This window comes from Novosphingobium sp. PASSN1 (assembly GCF_002278815.1).
Genome location: NZ_NKIS01000004.1, coordinates 63,034 through 80,715 on the forward strand (window position 1 = coordinate 63,034; position 17,682 = coordinate 80,715).

The 17,682-nt window shown below is 66.1% G+C and carries 18 protein-coding genes; 9 read left to right on the top strand and 9 right to left on the bottom strand.

Features of this window, described 5'->3' with window-relative positions; translation table 11 throughout:
• The 7 genes from ribH to CFE35_RS08550 all read left to right on the top strand — a co-directional run bounded on the left by ribH (position 1) and on the right by CFE35_RS08550 (position 7,463).
• Entirely contained in the window at positions 1-420 is a 420-nt protein-coding gene (gene ribH / locus CFE35_RS08520) for a 6,7-dimethyl-8-ribityllumazine synthase (protein ID WP_292930011.1), read from the top strand.
• A 213-nt stretch (positions 421-633) separates the two neighbouring features.
• Entirely contained in the window at positions 634-2,385 is a 1,752-nt protein-coding gene (locus CFE35_RS08525; protein ID WP_292930013.1) for a methyl-accepting chemotaxis protein, read from the top strand.
• Positions 2,386-2,607: 222 nt separating this feature from the next.
• Positions 2,608-4,314, top strand: coding sequence for a 30S ribosomal protein S1 (gene rpsA / locus CFE35_RS08530; protein WP_292930015.1), 1,707 nt, complete (start codon positions 2,608-2,610; stop codon positions 4,312-4,314).
• A 114-nt stretch (positions 4,315-4,428) separates the two neighbouring features.
• On the top strand, positions 4,429-5,193 hold the full coding sequence (gloB, locus tag CFE35_RS08535; protein WP_292930017.1) for a hydroxyacylglutathione hydrolase: 765 nt from the start codon (positions 4,429-4,431) through the stop codon (positions 5,191-5,193).
• A complete protein-coding gene (locus CFE35_RS08540) occupies positions 5,194-6,246 on the top strand; it encodes a LacI family DNA-binding transcriptional regulator (protein WP_292930019.1) in 1,053 nt (350 codons plus the stop codon).
• 37 nt (positions 6,247-6,283) lie between these two features.
• The gene (locus CFE35_RS08545; protein ID WP_292930021.1) at positions 6,284-6,538 is read left to right on the top strand and encodes a hypothetical protein; all 255 of its coding nucleotides are present in this window, start codon (positions 6,284-6,286) and stop codon (positions 6,536-6,538) included.
• A 31-nt stretch (positions 6,539-6,569) separates the two neighbouring features.
• Positions 6,570-7,463, top strand: a complete 894-nt coding sequence (locus CFE35_RS08550) for a hypothetical protein (RefSeq protein WP_292930023.1) — start codon at positions 6,570-6,572, stop codon at positions 7,461-7,463.
• Here the strand turns inward: CFE35_RS08550 and CFE35_RS08555 are convergent.
• The 9 genes from CFE35_RS08555 to CFE35_RS08595 form a co-directional block, all read right to left on the bottom strand.
• The gene (locus CFE35_RS08555; RefSeq protein ID WP_292930025.1) at positions 7,444-9,342 is read right to left on the bottom strand and encodes a hypothetical protein; all 1,899 of its coding nucleotides are present in this window, start codon (positions 9,340-9,342) and stop codon (positions 7,444-7,446) included. The genes CFE35_RS08550 and CFE35_RS08555 overlap by 20 nt on opposite strands.
• An 88-nt stretch (positions 9,343-9,430) precedes the next feature.
• Positions 9,431-9,991: a hypothetical protein gene (locus tag CFE35_RS08560; protein WP_292930026.1), complete on the bottom strand. Its 561-nt coding sequence runs from the start codon at positions 9,989-9,991 to the stop codon at positions 9,431-9,433.
• On the bottom strand, positions 9,984-10,475 hold the full coding sequence (locus CFE35_RS08565; RefSeq protein ID WP_292930028.1) for an ATPase: 492 nt from the start codon (positions 10,473-10,475) through the stop codon (positions 9,984-9,986). Before CFE35_RS08565 ends, CFE35_RS08560 begins: the two co-directional genes overlap by 8 nt.
• Before the next feature lie 110 nt (positions 10,476-10,585).
• Positions 10,586-10,813, bottom strand: coding sequence for a F0F1 ATP synthase subunit C (locus CFE35_RS08570; RefSeq protein ID WP_054122335.1), 228 nt, complete (start codon positions 10,811-10,813; stop codon positions 10,586-10,588).
• A 70-nt stretch (positions 10,814-10,883) separates the two neighbouring features.
• Positions 10,884-11,669 (bottom strand): F0F1 ATP synthase subunit A, encoded by a 786-nt coding sequence (locus CFE35_RS08575; RefSeq protein WP_292930030.1) that lies wholly within the window; start codon positions 11,667-11,669, stop codon positions 10,884-10,886.
• 84 nt (positions 11,670-11,753) lie between these two features.
• Positions 11,754-12,071: an AtpZ/AtpI family protein gene (locus CFE35_RS08580; protein ID WP_292930032.1), complete on the bottom strand. Its 318-nt coding sequence runs from the start codon at positions 12,069-12,071 to the stop codon at positions 11,754-11,756.
• A gap of 202 nt (positions 12,072-12,273) precedes the next feature.
• Entirely contained in the window at positions 12,274-12,663 is a 390-nt protein-coding gene (locus CFE35_RS08585) for a DUF1318 domain-containing protein (protein ID WP_292930034.1), read from the bottom strand.
• Position 12,664: 1 nt separating this feature from the next.
• A complete protein-coding gene (locus tag CFE35_RS08590; protein ID WP_292930036.1) occupies positions 12,665-12,931 on the bottom strand; it encodes a YnbE family lipoprotein in 267 nt (88 codons plus the stop codon).
• An 11-nt stretch (positions 12,932-12,942) separates the two neighbouring features.
• Positions 12,943-16,128: a YdbH domain-containing protein gene (locus CFE35_RS08595; protein ID WP_292930038.1), complete on the bottom strand. Its 3,186-nt coding sequence runs from the start codon at positions 16,126-16,128 to the stop codon at positions 12,943-12,945.
• An 85-nt stretch (positions 16,129-16,213) separates the two neighbouring features.
• On the opposite strand from CFE35_RS08595, the gene radC reads away from it, so the two are divergent.
• Positions 16,214-16,966 carry a DNA repair protein RadC gene (radC, locus tag CFE35_RS08600; RefSeq protein WP_292930415.1) on the top strand — a complete coding sequence of 251 codons (753 nt, stop codon included), beginning with the start codon at positions 16,214-16,216 and terminating at the stop codon, positions 16,964-16,966.
• Between the two features lies 1 nt (position 16,967).
• Complete coding sequence (locus CFE35_RS08605) at positions 16,968-17,672, top strand: NRDE family protein (protein WP_292930040.1); 705 nt, start codon at positions 16,968-16,970, stop codon at positions 17,670-17,672.
• The last annotated feature ends 10 nt before the right edge of the window (positions 17,673-17,682 follow it).

A 17,682-nucleotide genomic window follows, 5' to 3' on the forward strand; every position in this document is an offset into this window, starting at 1 on the left:
ATGGCAAAGTTCCTGATCGTCGAGGCCCGTTTCTACGACCACCTCAACGACATGCTCGTGGCAGGGGCCCGCGCTGCGCTCGAAGCCGAAGGTCATGCGGTCGAGGTGGTCACTGTCCCCGGCGCGCTGGAACTTCCCGGCGCGATCGTGCTGGCGGACCAATCCGGTCACTATGACGGTTATGTCGCGATCGGCGTGGTGATCCGGGGCGAGACCTATCACTTCGAAATCGTGGCGGGCGAAAGCGCGCGCGGCGTGATGGCGCTGACGATGGACGGTATGGCCGTCGGCAACGGCATCCTTACGGTCGAAAACGAAGCGCAGGCGCTCGTCCGCGCGGACCCGGCGCAGAAGGACAAGGGCGGCGAGGCTGCCAAAGCCGCGCTCGCGCTGCTCGCCCTGCGCAACCGCTACAGTTGATTCGGCCCAGAATGCCCGCAGGTCTTGCCGGATCGTAAACCCTGCACCTTTGGGCACGATTTGATCCTGCAATCGTTAACACCGCTGTTTCCCCACCTAGGCAAACCACCTTCCAGCCCGCGCAAGCCTTTGGTCTGGATAGCGGTACTAAGCCCCCGTCGCACTGGCCGGCATAATCAACGCGCCGCCATCGAATACGGGGAGCAGACGACCATGAGCATCCGGACCCAAAGCCGCCGGGGCGGCCAGATTCTTGCAGGCACCGTTACCGCGGTCCTCCTGCTGATCGGGCTGGCCGTGCAGCATATCCGGGTGGGCGGGGCCGTGGACAGCCGCAACGACGTGGTCAGCGGCTTCACTGCCGATATCATGCCCCCGCCGCTCTATGTCGTCGAGCCGATGCTGAAGGCGCGGCAGGCGGCCGATGATCCTGCGCACCTCGCGCAGAACCGCGCGGACCTTGCTGCGCTTGAGAAGCAGTACCGCGCCAGCCTCGTGCGGTGGACGGCGAACGATGTCGATCCGGCGCTGGCGGACGAACTGCGCGGTGCGGCCGCCAAGGAAGCGGACGCCTTCTGGCGCGAAGTGAGCACAGCGCTGCTGCCCGCACTCGAACGCGGTGACACGGCCGCCGCCGATGCCAGCACCCAGCGACTCGATGACATTTTCAAGCGCCAGCGCAGCGCCATCGTGCAGCTCACCGAACATGCCCTCTCCGCGCGCGATGCGCTCGTCGCGACCAGCACGAGCACGGTCTGGGTCTTGCTCTCGGTCATGGCCCTCGCCGGGCTCGCCACTGTCGGCCTCATACTCACCGCGATGCGCCTTCTTGGCCGCCACGTGCTCGATCCCCTCGCCGGGACCGCTGATGTCATGTCCGCCATGGCGGCGGGCGATCTCGATGCGGGCCGCACCAGCACTCACCGCAGCGACGAGATCGGCGACATGACCCGCGCCATCGAGGTGTTCCGCAGCGCCGCACAGGCACAGCGCAATGATGCCGAAAAGCAGGCCCGCGTGGTCGCCACGATGGACACGGCGCTGGGCGAACTGGCCAACGGCAATCTCGTCCACCGCATCGAACCGGCCTTCCCCGCCGAATACGAAGGGCTGCGCGGGGCCTACAACGCAGCTGCCACGCAGCTTGACCGCGTCATCGCCCGCGTCGGCGGCAGCGCGGCCAATGTGAACAACGGCGCCGCTGAAATCCGCTCCGCATCGGCGGATCTTGCCACCCGCAACCAGAGCCAGGCCGCCAGCGTCGAGGAATCGAGCGCCGCCATGCGCCATGTCGCCTCGCTGGTTTCCGGCACCGCCACACGCACCCGCGAAGTGGAGGAGGAAATCGGCCTGGCCACGCAGGACGCGCAAGCCGGCGGCGCGCTGGTGAATGAAGCCATGACCGCCATGGGCGCGATCGAACGCAGTTCGCAGGAGATCGACCGGATCGTCAGCCTGATCGATGGCATTGCCTTCCAGACCAATCTCCTCGCGCTCAATGCCGGGGTGGAGGCAGCGCGCGCCGGAGAAGCAGGGCGCGGGTTTGCCGTCGTCGCCACCGAAGTGCGCGCGCTCGCGCAGCGCAGCGCCGATGCCGCAAGCGAGATCCGCACCCTCATCGCCACCAGCTCGCGCGAAGTGGCAGGCGGCGTCAGCCTCGTCAGCAGCACGGGCGAGGCGATTGCCGCGATGGTCGGCCGCGTCGAACGGCTGACCACGTTGGTGAGCGAGATTGCGCAGGCGACGCAGGGCCAGTCCGCCAGCCTCGAACAGGTCAGCGCCTCGGTTTCGGGCATGGATTCGATGACCCAGCGCAACGCCGCCCTGGTGGAAGAAACCGCCGCCGCCGCACGCTCGCTGGCAGAAGAGGCCGGTACGCTCGCCAGTGCGGTCACCACTTTCCGAACCTCGGCCAGCACTTCGGCGCATAGCGCGTACCCGCAGCCCCGCGCACTGGCGGCCTGATAGCTGCCGGATGCAGCGGTTTCGCTTGCTTTTTACCCCGCGCTGACCTAGCGGCACCCTCGTTCGTGCGGGGGGTCTGCCTTCCTCGCGGATATCTGCCACGGCATCCGGCCCGGCAGATGGTTCGGCCCTTTGGCCCGGGTCCGCATGGTGCGGTATCCGGTGAAAGACCGGCGGAGACAACCGCCTGGCCGGAAACAGCGACAACAGGAACTACCAGCAATGGCATCTCATCCCACGCGCGACGATTTCGCCGCGATGCTCGACGAAACCCTCGGCGGCGCCGCAAACGGCGGCTTTGAAGGCCGGGTCGTCAAGGGCACCGTCACCGCCATCGAAAACGACAAGGCCGTCATCGACGTCGGTCTGAAGAGCGAGGGCCGCGTTGCGCTGCGCGAATTCGCCATGCCCGGCCAGCCCCACGGCCTGTCGGTCGGCGATGAAGTCGAAGTCTATGTCGACCGCGTCGAGAACGCCGACGGCGAAGCGATGCTGTCGCGCGACCGCGCCCGCCGCGAAGCCGCTTGGGACAAGCTCGAAAACGAATTCGGCGAAGGCAAGCGCGTCGAAGGCGTGATCTTCGGCCGCGTCAAGGGCGGCTTCACGGTCGATCTCGATGGCGCCGTGGCCTTCCTCCCCGGCTCGCAGGTCGATATCCGCCCGGTGCGCGATGTCACCCCGCTGATGGACATGCCGCAGCCCTTCCAGATCCTCAAGATGGACCGCCGCCGCGGCAACATCGTGGTCTCGCGCCGTGCCGTTCTCGAAGAAACCCGCGCCGAGCAGCGTTCGGGCCTCATCCAGAACCTCAAGGAAGCGCAGATCATCGACGGCGTGGTCAAGAACATCACCGATTACGGTGCGTTCGTTGACCTCGGCGGCATCGACGGCCTGCTCCATGTCACGGACATGAGCTACAAGCGCGTCAATCACCCCAGCGAAGTCATCGCCATCGGCGATACCGTGAAGGTGCAGATCATCCGCATCAACCAGGATACGCAGCGCATCAGCCTCGGCATGAAGCAGCTTGAAAGCGATCCGTGGGATGGCGTGGCCGCCAAGTACCCGGTCGGCGCGAAGCTGCACGGCGTTGTCACCAACATCACCGAATACGGCGCGTTCGTCGAACTGGAAGCGGGCATCGAAGGCCTCGTCCACGTTTCGGAAATGTCGTGGACCAAGAAGAACGTCCACCCCGGCAAGATCGTCTCGACCTCGCAGGAAGTCGATGTGCTCGTGCTCGAAGTCGATTCGGACAAGCGCCGCATCAGCCTCGGCCTGAAGCAGGCCCAGCAGAACCCGTGGGAGGCCTTCGCGGAAACGCACCCCGTCGGCTCGACCGTCGAGGGCGAAGTCAAGAACGCAACCGAATTCGGCCTGTTCATCGGTCTCGATGGCGACGTCGACGGCATGGTCCACATGTCGGACATCGCATGGGGCATCTCGGGCGAAGACGCGCTGGCGCTGCACCGCAAGGGCGAGCAGGTTTCGGCCATCGTGCTCGACGTCGATGTCGAGAAGGAGCGCATCTCGCTCGGCATGAAGCAGCTTGAAAAGGGCGCTCCGGCAGCCGGCGGCGTTTCGGCCAGCGGCGCAGGCTCGCTCCGCCGCGGCGAAGTCGTCACCGTCACGGTCCTCGAAGTCCGCGATGGCGGCCTCGAAGTGCAGGCTGGCGAAGACGGCGCAACCGGCTTCATCAAGCGCACCGATCTCGGCCGCGACCGCGACGAACAGCGTCCGGACCGCTTCCAGGTCGGCCAGAAGCTCGATGCCATGGTCATCGGCTTCGACCGTTCGAAGAAGCCCAACTTCTCGGTCAAGGCGCGCCAGCTCGCCGAAGAGAAGGAAGCCGTGGAACAGTACGGTTCGTCGGAAGCCGGCGCTTCGCTCGGCGACATCCTCGGCGCCGCGCTGAAGGCCAAGCAGTAAGCCTAGCTTTCTGCCACAAGGCAAACCAAAGGCCCGTCCGGAGCAATCCGGGCGGGCTTTTGCATTGCTGCGCGCACTCGGCTAGGCTCCCTTCAAAGACGCCCGAGAGGACCCATGACGCTCGAAGTCCACCAGTTTGCCTGCCTGTCAGACAATTACGGCTATCTGCTGCACGACAGCGCCAGCGGCGAAACCGCCTGCATCGACACGCCCGATGCCGAGTCCTACTTGCGCGAAGCAGCCGCGAAGGGCTGGACGATCACGCAGATCTGGAACACCCACTGGCACCCCGATCACGCGGGCGGGAACGAAGCGATCAAGGCCGCGACGGGTTGCACGATCATCGCCCCCGCTGCTGATGCCGCGCGCATCGCCGGGATCGATCGCGCGGTCGCGCAAGGTGATACGGTCTCCTTCGGCGCCTATACCGCGCATGTGATCGACGTCGGCGGCCACACCCTCGGCCACTGCGCCTACCACCTCCCCAAAGCCGCCCTCGCCTTCGTTGGCGATGCTGTCTTTGCGCTGGGCTGCGGCCGCATGTTCGAAGGCACGCCCGATCAGTTCTGGGCCAGCCTCAGCCGCGTGAAGGCGCTGCCGGGTGAAACCACGCTCTATTGCGCGCACGAATACACCGCCTCCAACGCAAAGTTCGCTCTCCACGCCGATCCGGACAACGCCGCGCTCGCCGCCTATGCGGACGAGATTGCGGACAAGCGCAGCCGCAGCGAGTGGACCGTACCCACCCGGCTGGACCGCGAACTGGCCACCAACCCCTTCCTGCGCGCCGACGATCCGGCCTTGCAGGCCCGCTGGGGAGGCGGAACAGCCATCGAAACATTCGCCGCCCTGCGCAGCGCCAAGGACAATTTCCGCTAGATGCCGCAAGCCACCGACACCACATCGGCCGCTGGGCGCCGGATCACCCGCGTCACGTCCTTCGATGTGGCGGAAGAAGCCGGCGTCAGCCAGTCCACCGTCAGCCGCGCGCTGGCAGGCGATACCTCGATCAGCGAACCCACCCGCCAGCGCGTGATCGCCGCTGCCGCGCGGCTCAATTATCAGGTCAATGAAAACGCCGCCCGCTTGCGCCGGGGCAAGACCGGAACACTGGCCGTCGTGATGATCTGCCGCGCCGGGCAGGACCGCAAGGACTTGAACCCGTTCTACTTCGCGCTGCTCGGCAGCACCTGCGCCGCTGCCTCCGCGCGCGGCTACGAAGTGCTCGTCTCCTTCCAGGACAGCGCGGAAAACTTCTGGGGCCACTATGAGGAACGCCGCAAGGCCGATGGCATGATCGTCATCGGCACGAGCGAAAACACACCCGCGTGGGACTATTTCGGCCAGCTTGATCCCGCCACCAACTGGGTCTGCTGGGGCGCACCGAGCGATGCCTTCCCGTGGGTGCGCAGCGACAACGAGGCCGGGGCCGCGCTGGCCGTGCGCCACATGCTGGTGCGCGGCTACGAGAAGATCGTGTGCATCGGCTCCGAAACCTCGCCCCAGCGCCAGTTCAAGGAACGCTACGACGGCTATGCCGCCGCCATGCGCGATGCGGGCCGCGAGCCGGTGCTCCAGCGCATCGAACGCGGCCTCCCACGCGAAGAACAGGGCCGCCTCGCCGCCGCCGCGCTGGCGGAAAGCGGCCAGCCCTTCGATGCGATCTTTGCGGTGAGCGACGAGATCGCGCTCGGCGCGCTCAAGGAACTCGACCGGCGCGGCTACCGCATTCCGGACCAGATCGGCGTGGTCGGCTTCGACGGCGTGCGCGCGGGCGCGTGGTCCACCCCGCCGCTGACCACGATCGAATCCGATTTCGAAACTGCCGGTGCCCGCCTTGTCGAACGCCTGCTGGCGGCGATGGCGGGTGAACCCGAAACCCCGCGCCGCGTACCCGTGCGCCTCGTCGTGCGCGGCTCCACGCGGCCTTGATCCGCAGCAGCGGGCCCAACAGAAGCATCACCACCCCGTGCTCGGCATCATCAGGCTAGTCGTCTATACGCTGCTGTTCGGCGGCATTCTCACCGTGCTCGGTGCCTACCCGGAAACCATCGCGCGGCTGCAATTCCAGATCGTGTTGTTCCTCGCGGTGGGCAGCTACATGCTCGTCCTGATCCGCCGGGGCAAGCGCGTGAATCTCGGGGTTGTCCCGGAAGTGCTCTACCTGCTCGCCAGCGCCTATGTCGTGCTGGTATCCACTCTTCGGCTGTCCGCATTCCACTGATCGGCACGGCTCCAGCAATGTCAGGACGTTCATGAACATCGCCTTCCTCGCTTGCAGCACCACGCTGCCCGGCGCGCCCAATCGCCGCGCCGATGCTTTCGAACACGATCAGCAGATGGCCGCCCTCGTCGCCGCGCTGCGCCCGGGCGAAAGCGTTACCGATATCGATTGGCAGGCCCCGCTGGACCAGTTCGCCGGGTTCGACGCCGCGTTGATTGGCACGCCGTGGGACTATTGGGACAACCGCGAGGCGTTCCTCGCCAAGCTCGATGCCATCGCCGCGCTGGGCGTTCCCGTCTACAACTCCCCCGAAGTCGTGCGCTGGAACATCGACAAGGGCTACCTTGCGCAGCTCGGCGCGCGCGGCGTCGCCACGATCCCCACGCTGCTGCTCGACAATCCCGGCCGCGCCGACATCATCGCCGCATTCGATCATTTCGCCTGCGACCGCCTCGTGGTGAAGCGCCGCGTCGGCGCGGGCGCGGAAGGTCAGTTCGATTTCACGCGCGACAATCCGCCCGCCGCCGATTGGCGCATGGGCCACGCCGCGCTCGTCCAGCCCTTCCTGCCGGGCATCGTGGAGGAAGGCGAACACTCGCTGATCTTCATCGACGGCCAATTCAGCCACGGCCTGATCAAACGCCCCGCCCCCGGCGATTACCGCGTCCAATCGCTCTACGGCGGGTGGGACACGGCTGTAACGCCAGCCCCCGTCGATCTCGCCGCCGCACAGAAGGTGATCGCAGGCCTACCCTTCCCTGCCCCGCTCTACGCGCGCATCGATCTCGTACGCGGTCCCGATGGCACGCTGCTGCTGATGGAAGCCGAACTGATCGAGCCGTTCCTCTATCCGCTGCAAGGCCCCGAACTCGGCCCGCGCATGCTGGCAGGTCTTCGCCGTCTGCTTACTGCATCTGCGTCCTGAACGAGATCGTGAAGTTCGGCGGAGTGCCGGTCGAACCCGCCATCGTCCCCTTCGGATTGATGCAGATGAACTTCACCGCAGCGTCATAGGCGCTGGTCGGCGTATACGTGCATCCGGCATACGTCGTCGGCGCGGATGCCGCGTTCGAATAGCGGATGTCATTGGTCGCATTGAAGGTCAGCCCGCTCGTCGGCGTGCCCTGCGTGAAGGTTGGCGTCGCTGCCGTCCCAACGCGCATCTGAACGGGCATCGAATCGATCAACAGCACCGAATTGCTGTCGACCGCCGTCGGCCCGGTGTTCGAAACGAGGATGGAATACTGCACGATCGCGCCGGGGATCATCTTCGGGTTGGTCCCGCCGTTGACCGGATCGGACAGCACCGTCGAAGTCTTCACCAGAGTGAGCGTCGCATTTGTCGCTCGGCGCGTGTTGGTGATCGTGCAGGAAATCACATCGCCCATCTGCGGCGTCACCGTGCCGCCCACCGTCGTCGGCAGCGCAGTCGATGATCCCGTGAACGCATTGGTGCAGGTCATCGCCGAGGTATACTGCGTCAGGCTCGTCGTGCCTGAACCCACCTCGGTAAAGGCATAAGCCGTGCCCGCCGCGCCCATCACTTGCGGTGTCGTGCCGTTCGTCACCGTTGCGCCCGTACCGGTCGTGGTCGTGGTCGCAATCGTGGTCGAACCCTGGTTGATATTCATCACGAACTGATCGGTGTTGAACCGCCGCCCGCTCGTCGCCAGTGCCTTGGTCAGCTGCATATGCGGAAACACGGTGTTGGTGAACGTGCAGGTGACGAGATCGCCAAACTGCAATGCGCCAAAGCTGAAACTCGTGGTGATCACCCCGCTCGGCAAGGGCGTGCTCGAACTCGTGGTGTTGGTGCAAGTCAGGCTCGAACGGTAATCGGTCAGCGGGTTCACGCTGCCAGCCGCCATCGTCTGCGCCAGCGTCAGCGGCAGCGCCGAAGCGGTGGTCAGCGAAGCGGCCGTGAACGGGCCGTTTCCGGTGCCGGTCGACGTGCCGCTGGCGAGCGTACTGCCACCGTTGGTCGCATTGATCGCGAAGGTAAACTGGTCCGCCGCCGCCGCGCGCGCGCCGGTCAGCTGGAGGTTGAGCCGGATCGAGGCGAATCGTACCGCGAACATGACACCCTGCAGGCCGCCACCGACAATCGTGGTATTGAGCGAAGTCGCCGTGCTCGACCCCACGATGTTAGCTCCGACCGTGCCGCCAACGCCAGTCACTGTGAAAGTCTGCGTCCCCAGCCCCGAAGTCGTTGGATAGAGCGAACCGCTGGTCGGCCCCGCAGTATCGAGCGCAACCCAGTTGCCACCGTTGGTCTGAAAACTCAGCGATTCGCCCTCGTTCGAGGATTCGCCGTCCGCCGCAACAAACATGTAGCTGGTGATCTGCGAGACACCTGCGGGAGGGGTCATCACGATATTGGTGATCGAAGCAGTCGTGGTGCCTGCCGCTGTCTGATAGAGGATCGGACGCCCGCCAATGCCGATGAAAGCGGTGTTGCCAATGGCGGCGCCACTCCACGATGGCGAGGTTGCGCCATTGATCCCCGCACCGCTGATCTTGAGCGTGAAGGTCATCACGGTGCCATCGGGCAGCGTGTACGACATCGCCTGCCCCGCGCCGGATCGCGCGGCGGTATCGTTGTAGCCCGAGAAATCGAGCCAGCAGTAGGAATTCCAGTTGGTTGGCCCGGTGGAGCCCTGCGATGTCGCGTAGAAGCAGCTGGCCGCCTGCGCGTGCCCGCCGCCAAAGACCAGCATGAGCAGCGCAAGGAACAGCGCCGCAACGTGCCGAAAGCTCCCCCGCGTCATGCCGCGCACCCGGTCCCAATCCTGTTCATGGATCAAAGACCTAGGCGAAAACCCTTAGGAGATGCTTAACCAAACTCCGCCGCGAACGGCAGAGAATGGTCCATCTCGGTCCTGTTTATCGTGCTTAGTTGGCGAGACCGGCAATCGCGCTGTCGACCAGCCCGCGGTCGGCGCTTGCGCCGTGGTGCTGGGCGATGAGCTGTCCGGCAGCTGCAGCAGCCGCAGCAGCAGCGCGGGCGCGCAGTTCGTCGACCGCAGCGCGTTCGGCAGCGGCGATCTTGTCGGTCGCCATCTTTTCGCGGCGCGCGATCATCGCCGTCGTGTCCGCTTCGGCCTTGGCGATGATCGCCTGGGCTTCATGGCGGGCATGTTCGACCATCGCAGCGGCGTCGGCTTCGGCACCGGCGATCTTCTTGGCATATTCCGCACGCAGCGCTTCGGCTTCGGCGCGCAGTGCCTTGGCGGCATCGAGCTGTTCGCGGATCGCGGCAATCTTGGCATCGAGCCCGCCAGCAATCGCGCCGGGGACCTTCTTCCAGATCACGATGGCAAGGAACGCGCTCATCGACAGCGCAACCCACATGCCGGGCGTCACGAAGCCGAACGCCATCGGCTCGGCGTGTTCTGCGCCATGTTCGGCCACGTGCTCGGCGGCGGCGGCAGCGAGCGACAGAAAATCAGCCATGGAGCACGTCCTTCACCGCCGCGCGTGCGGCATCGCCAGCAACCGCCAGCCCGGCGACGCGGGCAGCGATTTCGGCAGCGGCTTCAGCCGCCACGGTTTCGATTTCGGCCAGCGCACCTTCACGGGCGGCGGCAATCCGGGTTTCGGCCTCGGCTACGCGGGCATCGCCCTGCGCAGTCGCGGCTGCGATCCGGGTTTCGGTGGCCTTGGCCGCTTCGGCCTTGGCAGCAGCGATCAGCGCCTGGGCTTCACCACGCTGCTTCGACGCGGCAGAGCGCCATGCTTCGTCCTGCGCATCCGCATCGCGGCGCGCGGCTTCAGCTGCGGCGAGGTCCGCGGCAATCTTCTGGTCGCGGCCTTCCATGGTGTCGAGAACCTTGGGCGCCATGCCCCGGCCGACGAGAAAGAAGACGGCGCCGAAAATGACCAGCATCCAGAAAATCTGGCTGGAGTAGGTCGCGGCAAGCTGCGAAATCTGGGGCATTGGGGTTCCCGGGCGATCGGTTTTGTTGGCTGGTCGCTGAAAATCGGTGGACAAGGCTGGCTCTCCATTCCCGCGACAGCAGGACGGGAAGGCCAGCCTTTTCCGAAAGATCAGGCGACGAAGATCAGGATCATCGCCACGACGAACGAGAGCAGACCGAGAAGTTCGGCGGCCGCGAAGCCGATGAACAGGCGGCCCTGCTGGCCGTCGGCAGCGCCCGGATTGCGCAGCGCGCTCTCGAGGAACGAACCGAAGACGTTACCCACGCCGATGGCGGCCATGCCGGCGCCGATCGCAGCGAGACCCGCACCGATGAGCTTGGCGCTTGCAGGTTCCATGATTTAAACTCCCTTTTCTCTTAAAATCAGATGGATGGATACGATACTCAAGAAACGCGTCTAAAATCACTCAGTGCAGATGCTCGGCGTCGTTGATGTAGAGCGACGTGAGCAGTGCAAATACGTAGGCCTGAATGCCGGCGACGAGGATCTCGAGCGCACAGATGGCAACCATCAGGATGAAGCTGGGGATCGAGACGAGCCCCATGAAGAAGGCCCCCGCATTGGCGCCGCCGATCACGAAGCTCGACAGCACTTCGAGCAGCACGTGCCCGGCCATCATCGCCACGAAAAGACGCAGGCCAAGGCTGAACGGGCGCACGAGGAACGAGACCAGCTCGATCACGAAGATCAGCGGGATCATCGGCAGCGGCGTACCGTGCGGCACGAACAGCGAGAAGAAGTGGAAGCCGTGCTTCCAGAAGCCGACCACCAGCACGATCGCGAACGACAGGATCGCCAGCACGCCGGTTGCGGTGAAGTGGCTGGTGAACGTGAAGGGGTGAATGCCGACAAGGCCCAGCGGCAGCAGGCCGAGCAGGTTCGCGAAGAGGATGAACATGAACAGCGAGAACACGTAAGGCAGGTACTTGCGCCCTTCCTTGCCGACGTTCGCCGACAGCATGTTCTCGATGAACCCGGTCATGCTCTCGACCATCATCTGCCAGCGGCCGGGGACGAGCTCGCGCTTCATCCCGCCCAGCATGAAGGCATAGAGCACCACTGCGGAGATCAGCATCCACAGCGCCGAATTGGTGAACGCTACGTTGAATCCGCCAAGGGCCCAGTGATCGGTGCCGAACAGCGGCTCGATCGTGAACTGGTGCATCGGATCAACTTTGGCTTCAGCTGCCACGCGCAAAATCCCGTTTAACGAAGAATACCAAAACCTTATGCCAAAACGGCCTCCCGATGCGGGCCTCCACCATGCAGGCAAGGCTCAATCGGAACGCCGGTTCGCAATCCGGATTATGTTTCTGAAGGCGACCCCAATTCCGAGGAACAGCATCACTATCAGGCCCCAGTGGCCGCGTCCGACAAGCCAGTCAATGGCCACGCCAACCGCTGCACCTCCGATCATTCCCCCCAGCAGCTCGGCCAGAACCTGGTTGCCGAGGCGGTAGCCCGCATCGGCGCCTTGCTGGCCACTGCGTGTCCGCTCCGCTTCGCTCGCCTTCGCCGCGGCAAGCCGCGCTTCAAGCGATGCAATCCGGGCGTCCACGCCGGTGGGGTCCTCACGGTCAGAGTCGTCAACCATGCCAGCTCTCTATCGCGTTGTTGCAGCGCAAAGGGCGTGGCGCGGGAAACGGTCCCCCGTCAAGGGCACCGGCCCTTTAGGAAGGGGGCGCTGCCAAGTCAACCGCAGCGCAAGGGCCCGTAACTCGCGGATTTGCGGCAGATACGAAGACGCGCGCCGGGTTCTTGCCCCGGCGCGCGCCGCATTTCGTCTCGATTTGACCTCAGGGGCAGCGCGAATCGCGAAGCGGCGGTGTGGCACCGCGCGTCTGCCAGCTGCCGTCCGGGCCCTGATACTTTTCCCCTGGCTTGGTCTGCGAAATCAGCAGACAGCCCGAAGTCAGCGCGTATTCCTCCACCGTCGCCTTCGCAGCGGCAGCCTTCTCGGCGTAGACCGCCTTGCGCTTGATGTTGAGCTCGTTGATCATCGCCTTGAGCGCGGGCGCGGGCGGCGTGACGAAGCCGAGGTAGCCATCGACCTTTTCGCCCACCTCACCGGCGGCCCGCGCCGCGGCATAGGCCGGATCGCGCTGCGCCAGTGCTGCGGCGGGGATCATGCCAGCAACAGCCAGCGCTGCGGCGGCGAGCCCGAAATGTCCAAAAGTCCGTGCCATCTCAGAAAATGTCCTTGTTGCTGTCGATCGTCTGGCTGGCGTCTCCGGCCAGGCGATAGACCACTTCCTGCTTGATGTTGATGTTGAGCTCGATGACGATCGGTTTGTCAGGCGCTTTCACGGTTATGCAGCCTGCCGTCAGCATCGAGCCTGCCACCAACACGGTCGCAAGGCGCAATTGCGTCGTTCGCTTAGCTATTCCCGCCATTCCGACATGCCCCTCGTTCTTCAGGGGCCACTTGGTTGCAGGCTTGCTGACCAACGTCAATTGCTGGCTCCTTATGGTTTGGTGCTGCTTGCCGGGGGCTGAACGCCGCTGGCAGGTTCTGTAAATCCGGGAAGGCCATTAAGTGCACCCGGCGGCGGCTGCGGGTTCATCGAACTGATCAGGCTATAGAACGGCGCGTGGATATTGACGTTGAACTTCACCGGAATCTTGCCGATCTGCCGCGTCACGAAGTTCTGCTTGGTATCTTTGCCTTGCTTGATCCCGGTGAACTCCACCCGCGTGACGACATCGCCCGCCAGATTGCCGTCCATGCCGATGGTCATGGAGGAATAATCGAGCGATTTCAGCGCATCGAACGCGAAGTTTGCCATGGCCGAAAGGTCTTTGTACGATAGCGCGCCAACATAGGAAACCGTGCCCCCCGGCGGCCGCGAGATCAGCTGCCCGCCGGTGATCCGCCCGCCGTTCGCATCGAACTCCAGCGGCAGGCGCCCATCGAACGTGCCTGTAGCGGAAAGGTTAGCCAGCTCCATCCGTTCCAGGAACTTCGCGGCATCGATGCCTTCGATCTCGATGCGGAACCGGCGCGGCTCGTTCACCGTCAGCCTGAGATCACCCTGCGCAAGCTTCAGCCTGCCGCCAAGAAACGGCCAGAGCCCGCTGTTGATGCGGACCACTTGCCCGGCCAGCAGCTCGATATCGACCACGCCATCCGTCACCTCGATCCCTGGATTGGCCGAGGCGACGCGCAAGGTCTGGTGCGGCGCGGTGACCATGCCGATGAGGTCGGTGAATTCGAGCGTGCCCGAAACGCCGTGAACCAGGCCGAAGGCTGCGGAGAAATCGAGCTTGTCGGTGCCGAACGCGCCCGAACTGGTTACGGTCTCGGCGCTCCAGTCCACCACGCCCTTGCCGCGCACGGTGCCTTCGGCATCCGCGATCACGCCCTGAAACTGCGGGGCCAGCGTCTTGGGCTGCAAGCCGCCGACTTTGCCGGGCACGATCTTGCCTTTGTCGAACACGAGGCCATCGACCGTGAGATCGGCATGGCCGCGCGCGGTGGCGAGATCGTGGCGCAAGCTCACGCGCATCACGTCGCGCCGCGAATCGGGTTCGCGCACCAGCGCCTCGGCGGTCACGCGGTTGTCCTTGAGAGTCAGGACCGCATCCTCACCGGCCAGCGTCTTGAACCGCGCCGGCTGCAGGCGGTCGGCCGCGGCAAAGCGCACGCCGCTCAGCGTCAGCACCCCGCCGGCATAGCGCCAATCGCCCGCCGCGCCGGTGATGTCGAGCGGCACCGCAGCGAGCTTCGCGTCCACCCCGTCGAACGTACCGGTGAAATCCTTGCCCAGCCGCGCTACCAGATTGGTCAGCCGCATCCGCGTCGCGGTGTCCTGCGGCCCCAGCACCACATCGGCCCCGCGCACGGTCAGCGTCCCCGGCCATGCCAGCCCGACCGGCCCGGTGGTCAGCACCAGCGGCGTCTCACCCATCCGCCCGCTGAGGGCGAGCGCGCTGATCCCCAGCGCTGCCGAAAGCCCGCGCGGCCCGCTTTGGACGATTGCGCGTCCGCCTGCCGGGCAAATGGTCAGCCGCCGCTCGTCAAGCGTGACCGCGCCGACTGCGAGGCTGGCGAACGAGGGTGTCACGCAGCGCGGCCACAGCGCCAGATCGCCGCGCGGGCTGAGCGTGCCCGCAATCGGCAGCACGGCCCCGCGCACCGCGCCGCCGGGAAGCGCGCCCGATGCCTGCACCGTGCCGCTGAACGTGAGCGCCCCGCCCGGTCCTTGCGCCACCTCCAGCAGCGGCAGGGCAAGGCGGTCAGCGCCCACGCGGTAGTCCGCCATGCGCAGCCGCAGCGCCGGACGTCCGCCCGCGCCGGGCTCCATGCGGCCCGAAATCGGCGGCAGGCCATCGCCCGCCATCACGAAATTGCCGGTGAGCCGGGGCAGCTTGCCCGGCTGCGCCGCCACTTGCAGCCGCGAAACCGCCAGCAGCGCCGCGCCGCTACCGCCGCGCAGCACGGCGCTCGGAGCAACAAGGGTCCACTGCGCGCCCTCGCGCCGCAGCACCACATCGCCGGTCAACCGGCTGCCGCGTTCCTCCCGCGCCAGAGCGCCGCGCAGCCGCGCAATCAGCGGTGCCACCAGCGTTCCCGCTGCGGCGGCCTGCGCGCCTGCCAGCGCCTGCTCGCTCGCCGCCCCGCGCGCCAGCCCCCGGCCGGAAATCCCGCCACGAAACACCAGCGAATCCGCGCCGCGCCCGGCATCGAATCTGGCATCCAGATCGCCATCGACGCCAAGCGTTCCGGCAACGAGCCCAGCCGTGCGCACACCGCCCGCTTCGCCGGTCAGATGCCCGCGCAGCCCGCCTGCCTTCAGCGCCAGTTCGCCGCCAAGCCCGAGCCGCGCCGCCGCCAGCCCCGGCACGGCAAGTTTCCCCGCCTCCAGCTTTGCCTTCGCCGCCGCGCCGCCGAAGTCCTTATCGCCGGTCACATCCAGCGCAAGCGCCGCTGGCCCCGCCGCGACGGTCTTGCCGCAGACCAGCCCCGCCAGCCGCACCGGCCCGGCAAAGCGCGGCTTGCCGCTGCTCACCGAAACCTTGCCATAGGCGGAAAGGCCCTCGCCCGCGCAGCCGCCCGCCGCCACCGTGGGCATCACCGCTGCCAGCTTGCCGGCAAAGCCACCCGCCAGATTGCCCGCGCCCTCGGCCTTCACCGCGAGGCGGCCATACTCACTTTCCAGCAGCGCGCGCCCGTCGATCAGCTGAAGATCGAGATCCGGCAGGCCCGCTGGCGCGGTCGAATCTTTGGGAAACAGCAGCGAATCCAGCGCGCCAAAGCTCAACTTACCTTGGCGGTATGTTCCATAAAGCCTTGGTTTGTCGAGAATGATCTGGCCGATACGCGGCCCCAGCAGACCATACGACAAGCGCAGTTCGGCGCGCGCGATGGTGAGATCGGGGTGCGCCGGATCGCCGATCACCAGATCGCGCAGCACTTGCCGGTCCGCGCCGATGGTCTGGATCGCATAGCGCCCCGGCAGGCCCATCTGCGTCAGCTGGCGATCGATCAGCCTTTGCGCAATCTGCTCGCGCGCCGACCACAGCCCCGCCGCCAGCGCCGCAAACGCCCCGGCCGAGATCAGCGCGGTCTTGCGGTACTTGCGCTTGCTCCGGCGCGGAGCTGCCGCTGCTTCGTCCGGCGATTCGGTCACAGGCTCGGATTCGTCGGGCATCATACGCCTTGTTGCCTAGCAGGCGCGCCGAAGCAATGCCGCCGCTTGCGCCGCCCGGCCAACCTAGGCAAAGTCCGCCTTGATCATGGATGAACCGCCCAGCCTTTTCCCCCAGCCCGCGCGCGGTTCTGCGGGTTCGTCGGAAAAGGACCGCGTGCGCGAAGCCGGGCTTGATCCCTCCGGCCACCGCGGCCGCCTGCGCAAACGCCTGCTCGAAGGCGGCGACGATGCGCTCGGTGATCACGAAGTCATCGAATATCTGCTGATGACCGCGATCCCCCGGCAGGACGTGAAGCCCCACGCGCGCATGCTGCTCCAGCGCTTCGGCAGCCTTGCAGGCGTGCTCAATGCCGATGCACAGACGCTGATGGGCGTGCCCGGCATCAAGGACGCCGCCGCCGCCGCGCTCAAGATCGTTGGCATTTCCGCCCGGCGGCTGGCCCGCCAGACGGTGCGCGAAGAGCCGGTCCTCTCCAGTTGGCAGGCCCTGCTCGATTACCTCCATATCGATATGGCGCACCTCAACCACGAACGCGTGCGCGTGCTCTATCTCAACACGCAGAACCGGCTGATCCTCGATCAGATCGTCAGCGACGGCACGCTCGACGAATCGGCGATCTACACGCGCGAGATCATCGCCAAAGCCATGGCCATCGGCGCTGCCGCGCTGATTCTCGTCCACAACCACCCCTCCGGCAGCCCCGAACCCAGCCGCGCCGATATCCAGATCACGCAAAAGATCATGGAGGCAGGACGGCTGCTCGGCGTCGTTGTCCACGATCACGTGATCATCGGGCGGCAGGGCCATGTCAGCCTGAAGGCGAAGGGCCTGATCTGAGATGTGCGTCGCTGCCGCCGCCTTCCGCGCGCATCCGCGCTGGCGCCTGGTCGTCATCGGCAACCGCGACGAATTCCACGAACGCCCCACCGCGCCGCTTGCCCGCTGGCCGAATGGCGCAATCGCAGGGCGTGATCTGAAAGCGGGCGGCACGTGGCTCGGCGTCAACGACGCGGGCCGCTTCGCCCTCGTCACCAACTTGCGCGTCGATGGCTACCCCCTTCCCCACCTCGCCTCACGCGGCGCGCTGGTGACGGACTGGCTGGCCGGACAAGAACCTTCCGCACCTGAAACCATGAACCCTTTCAATCTGTTCATGGCCGATGCTCAGGCGGCATGGCACCTTACCAACCACCCCGCAGTCCGCCGCCTCCCACTCGCCCCCGGCATCCACGGCCTCTCCAACGGCCCGCACGAGGAGCCCTGGGCGAAGACCCGCGCGCTCGAATCCACGCTCGCCCGCTGGCTGGCCGAAGACAGCGCCGATCCCGCCCCGCTCTTCGCCGCGCTGGCAGACCGCACCGCACTTCCCGGCCCCGGCCCCGAGCCGCGCTTCTCCCCCGTGTTCATCCGCAACGCGCTTTATGGCACGCGCTGCTCCACCGTGCTGCTGATCGGCGCCGATGGAGCCGCGCGGATCATCGAACGCCGCTTCGATGCAGGCGGCCAGACCACCGGCGAAACCGAGATCGCCTTCAGGGCCTGAAGCGCGCACC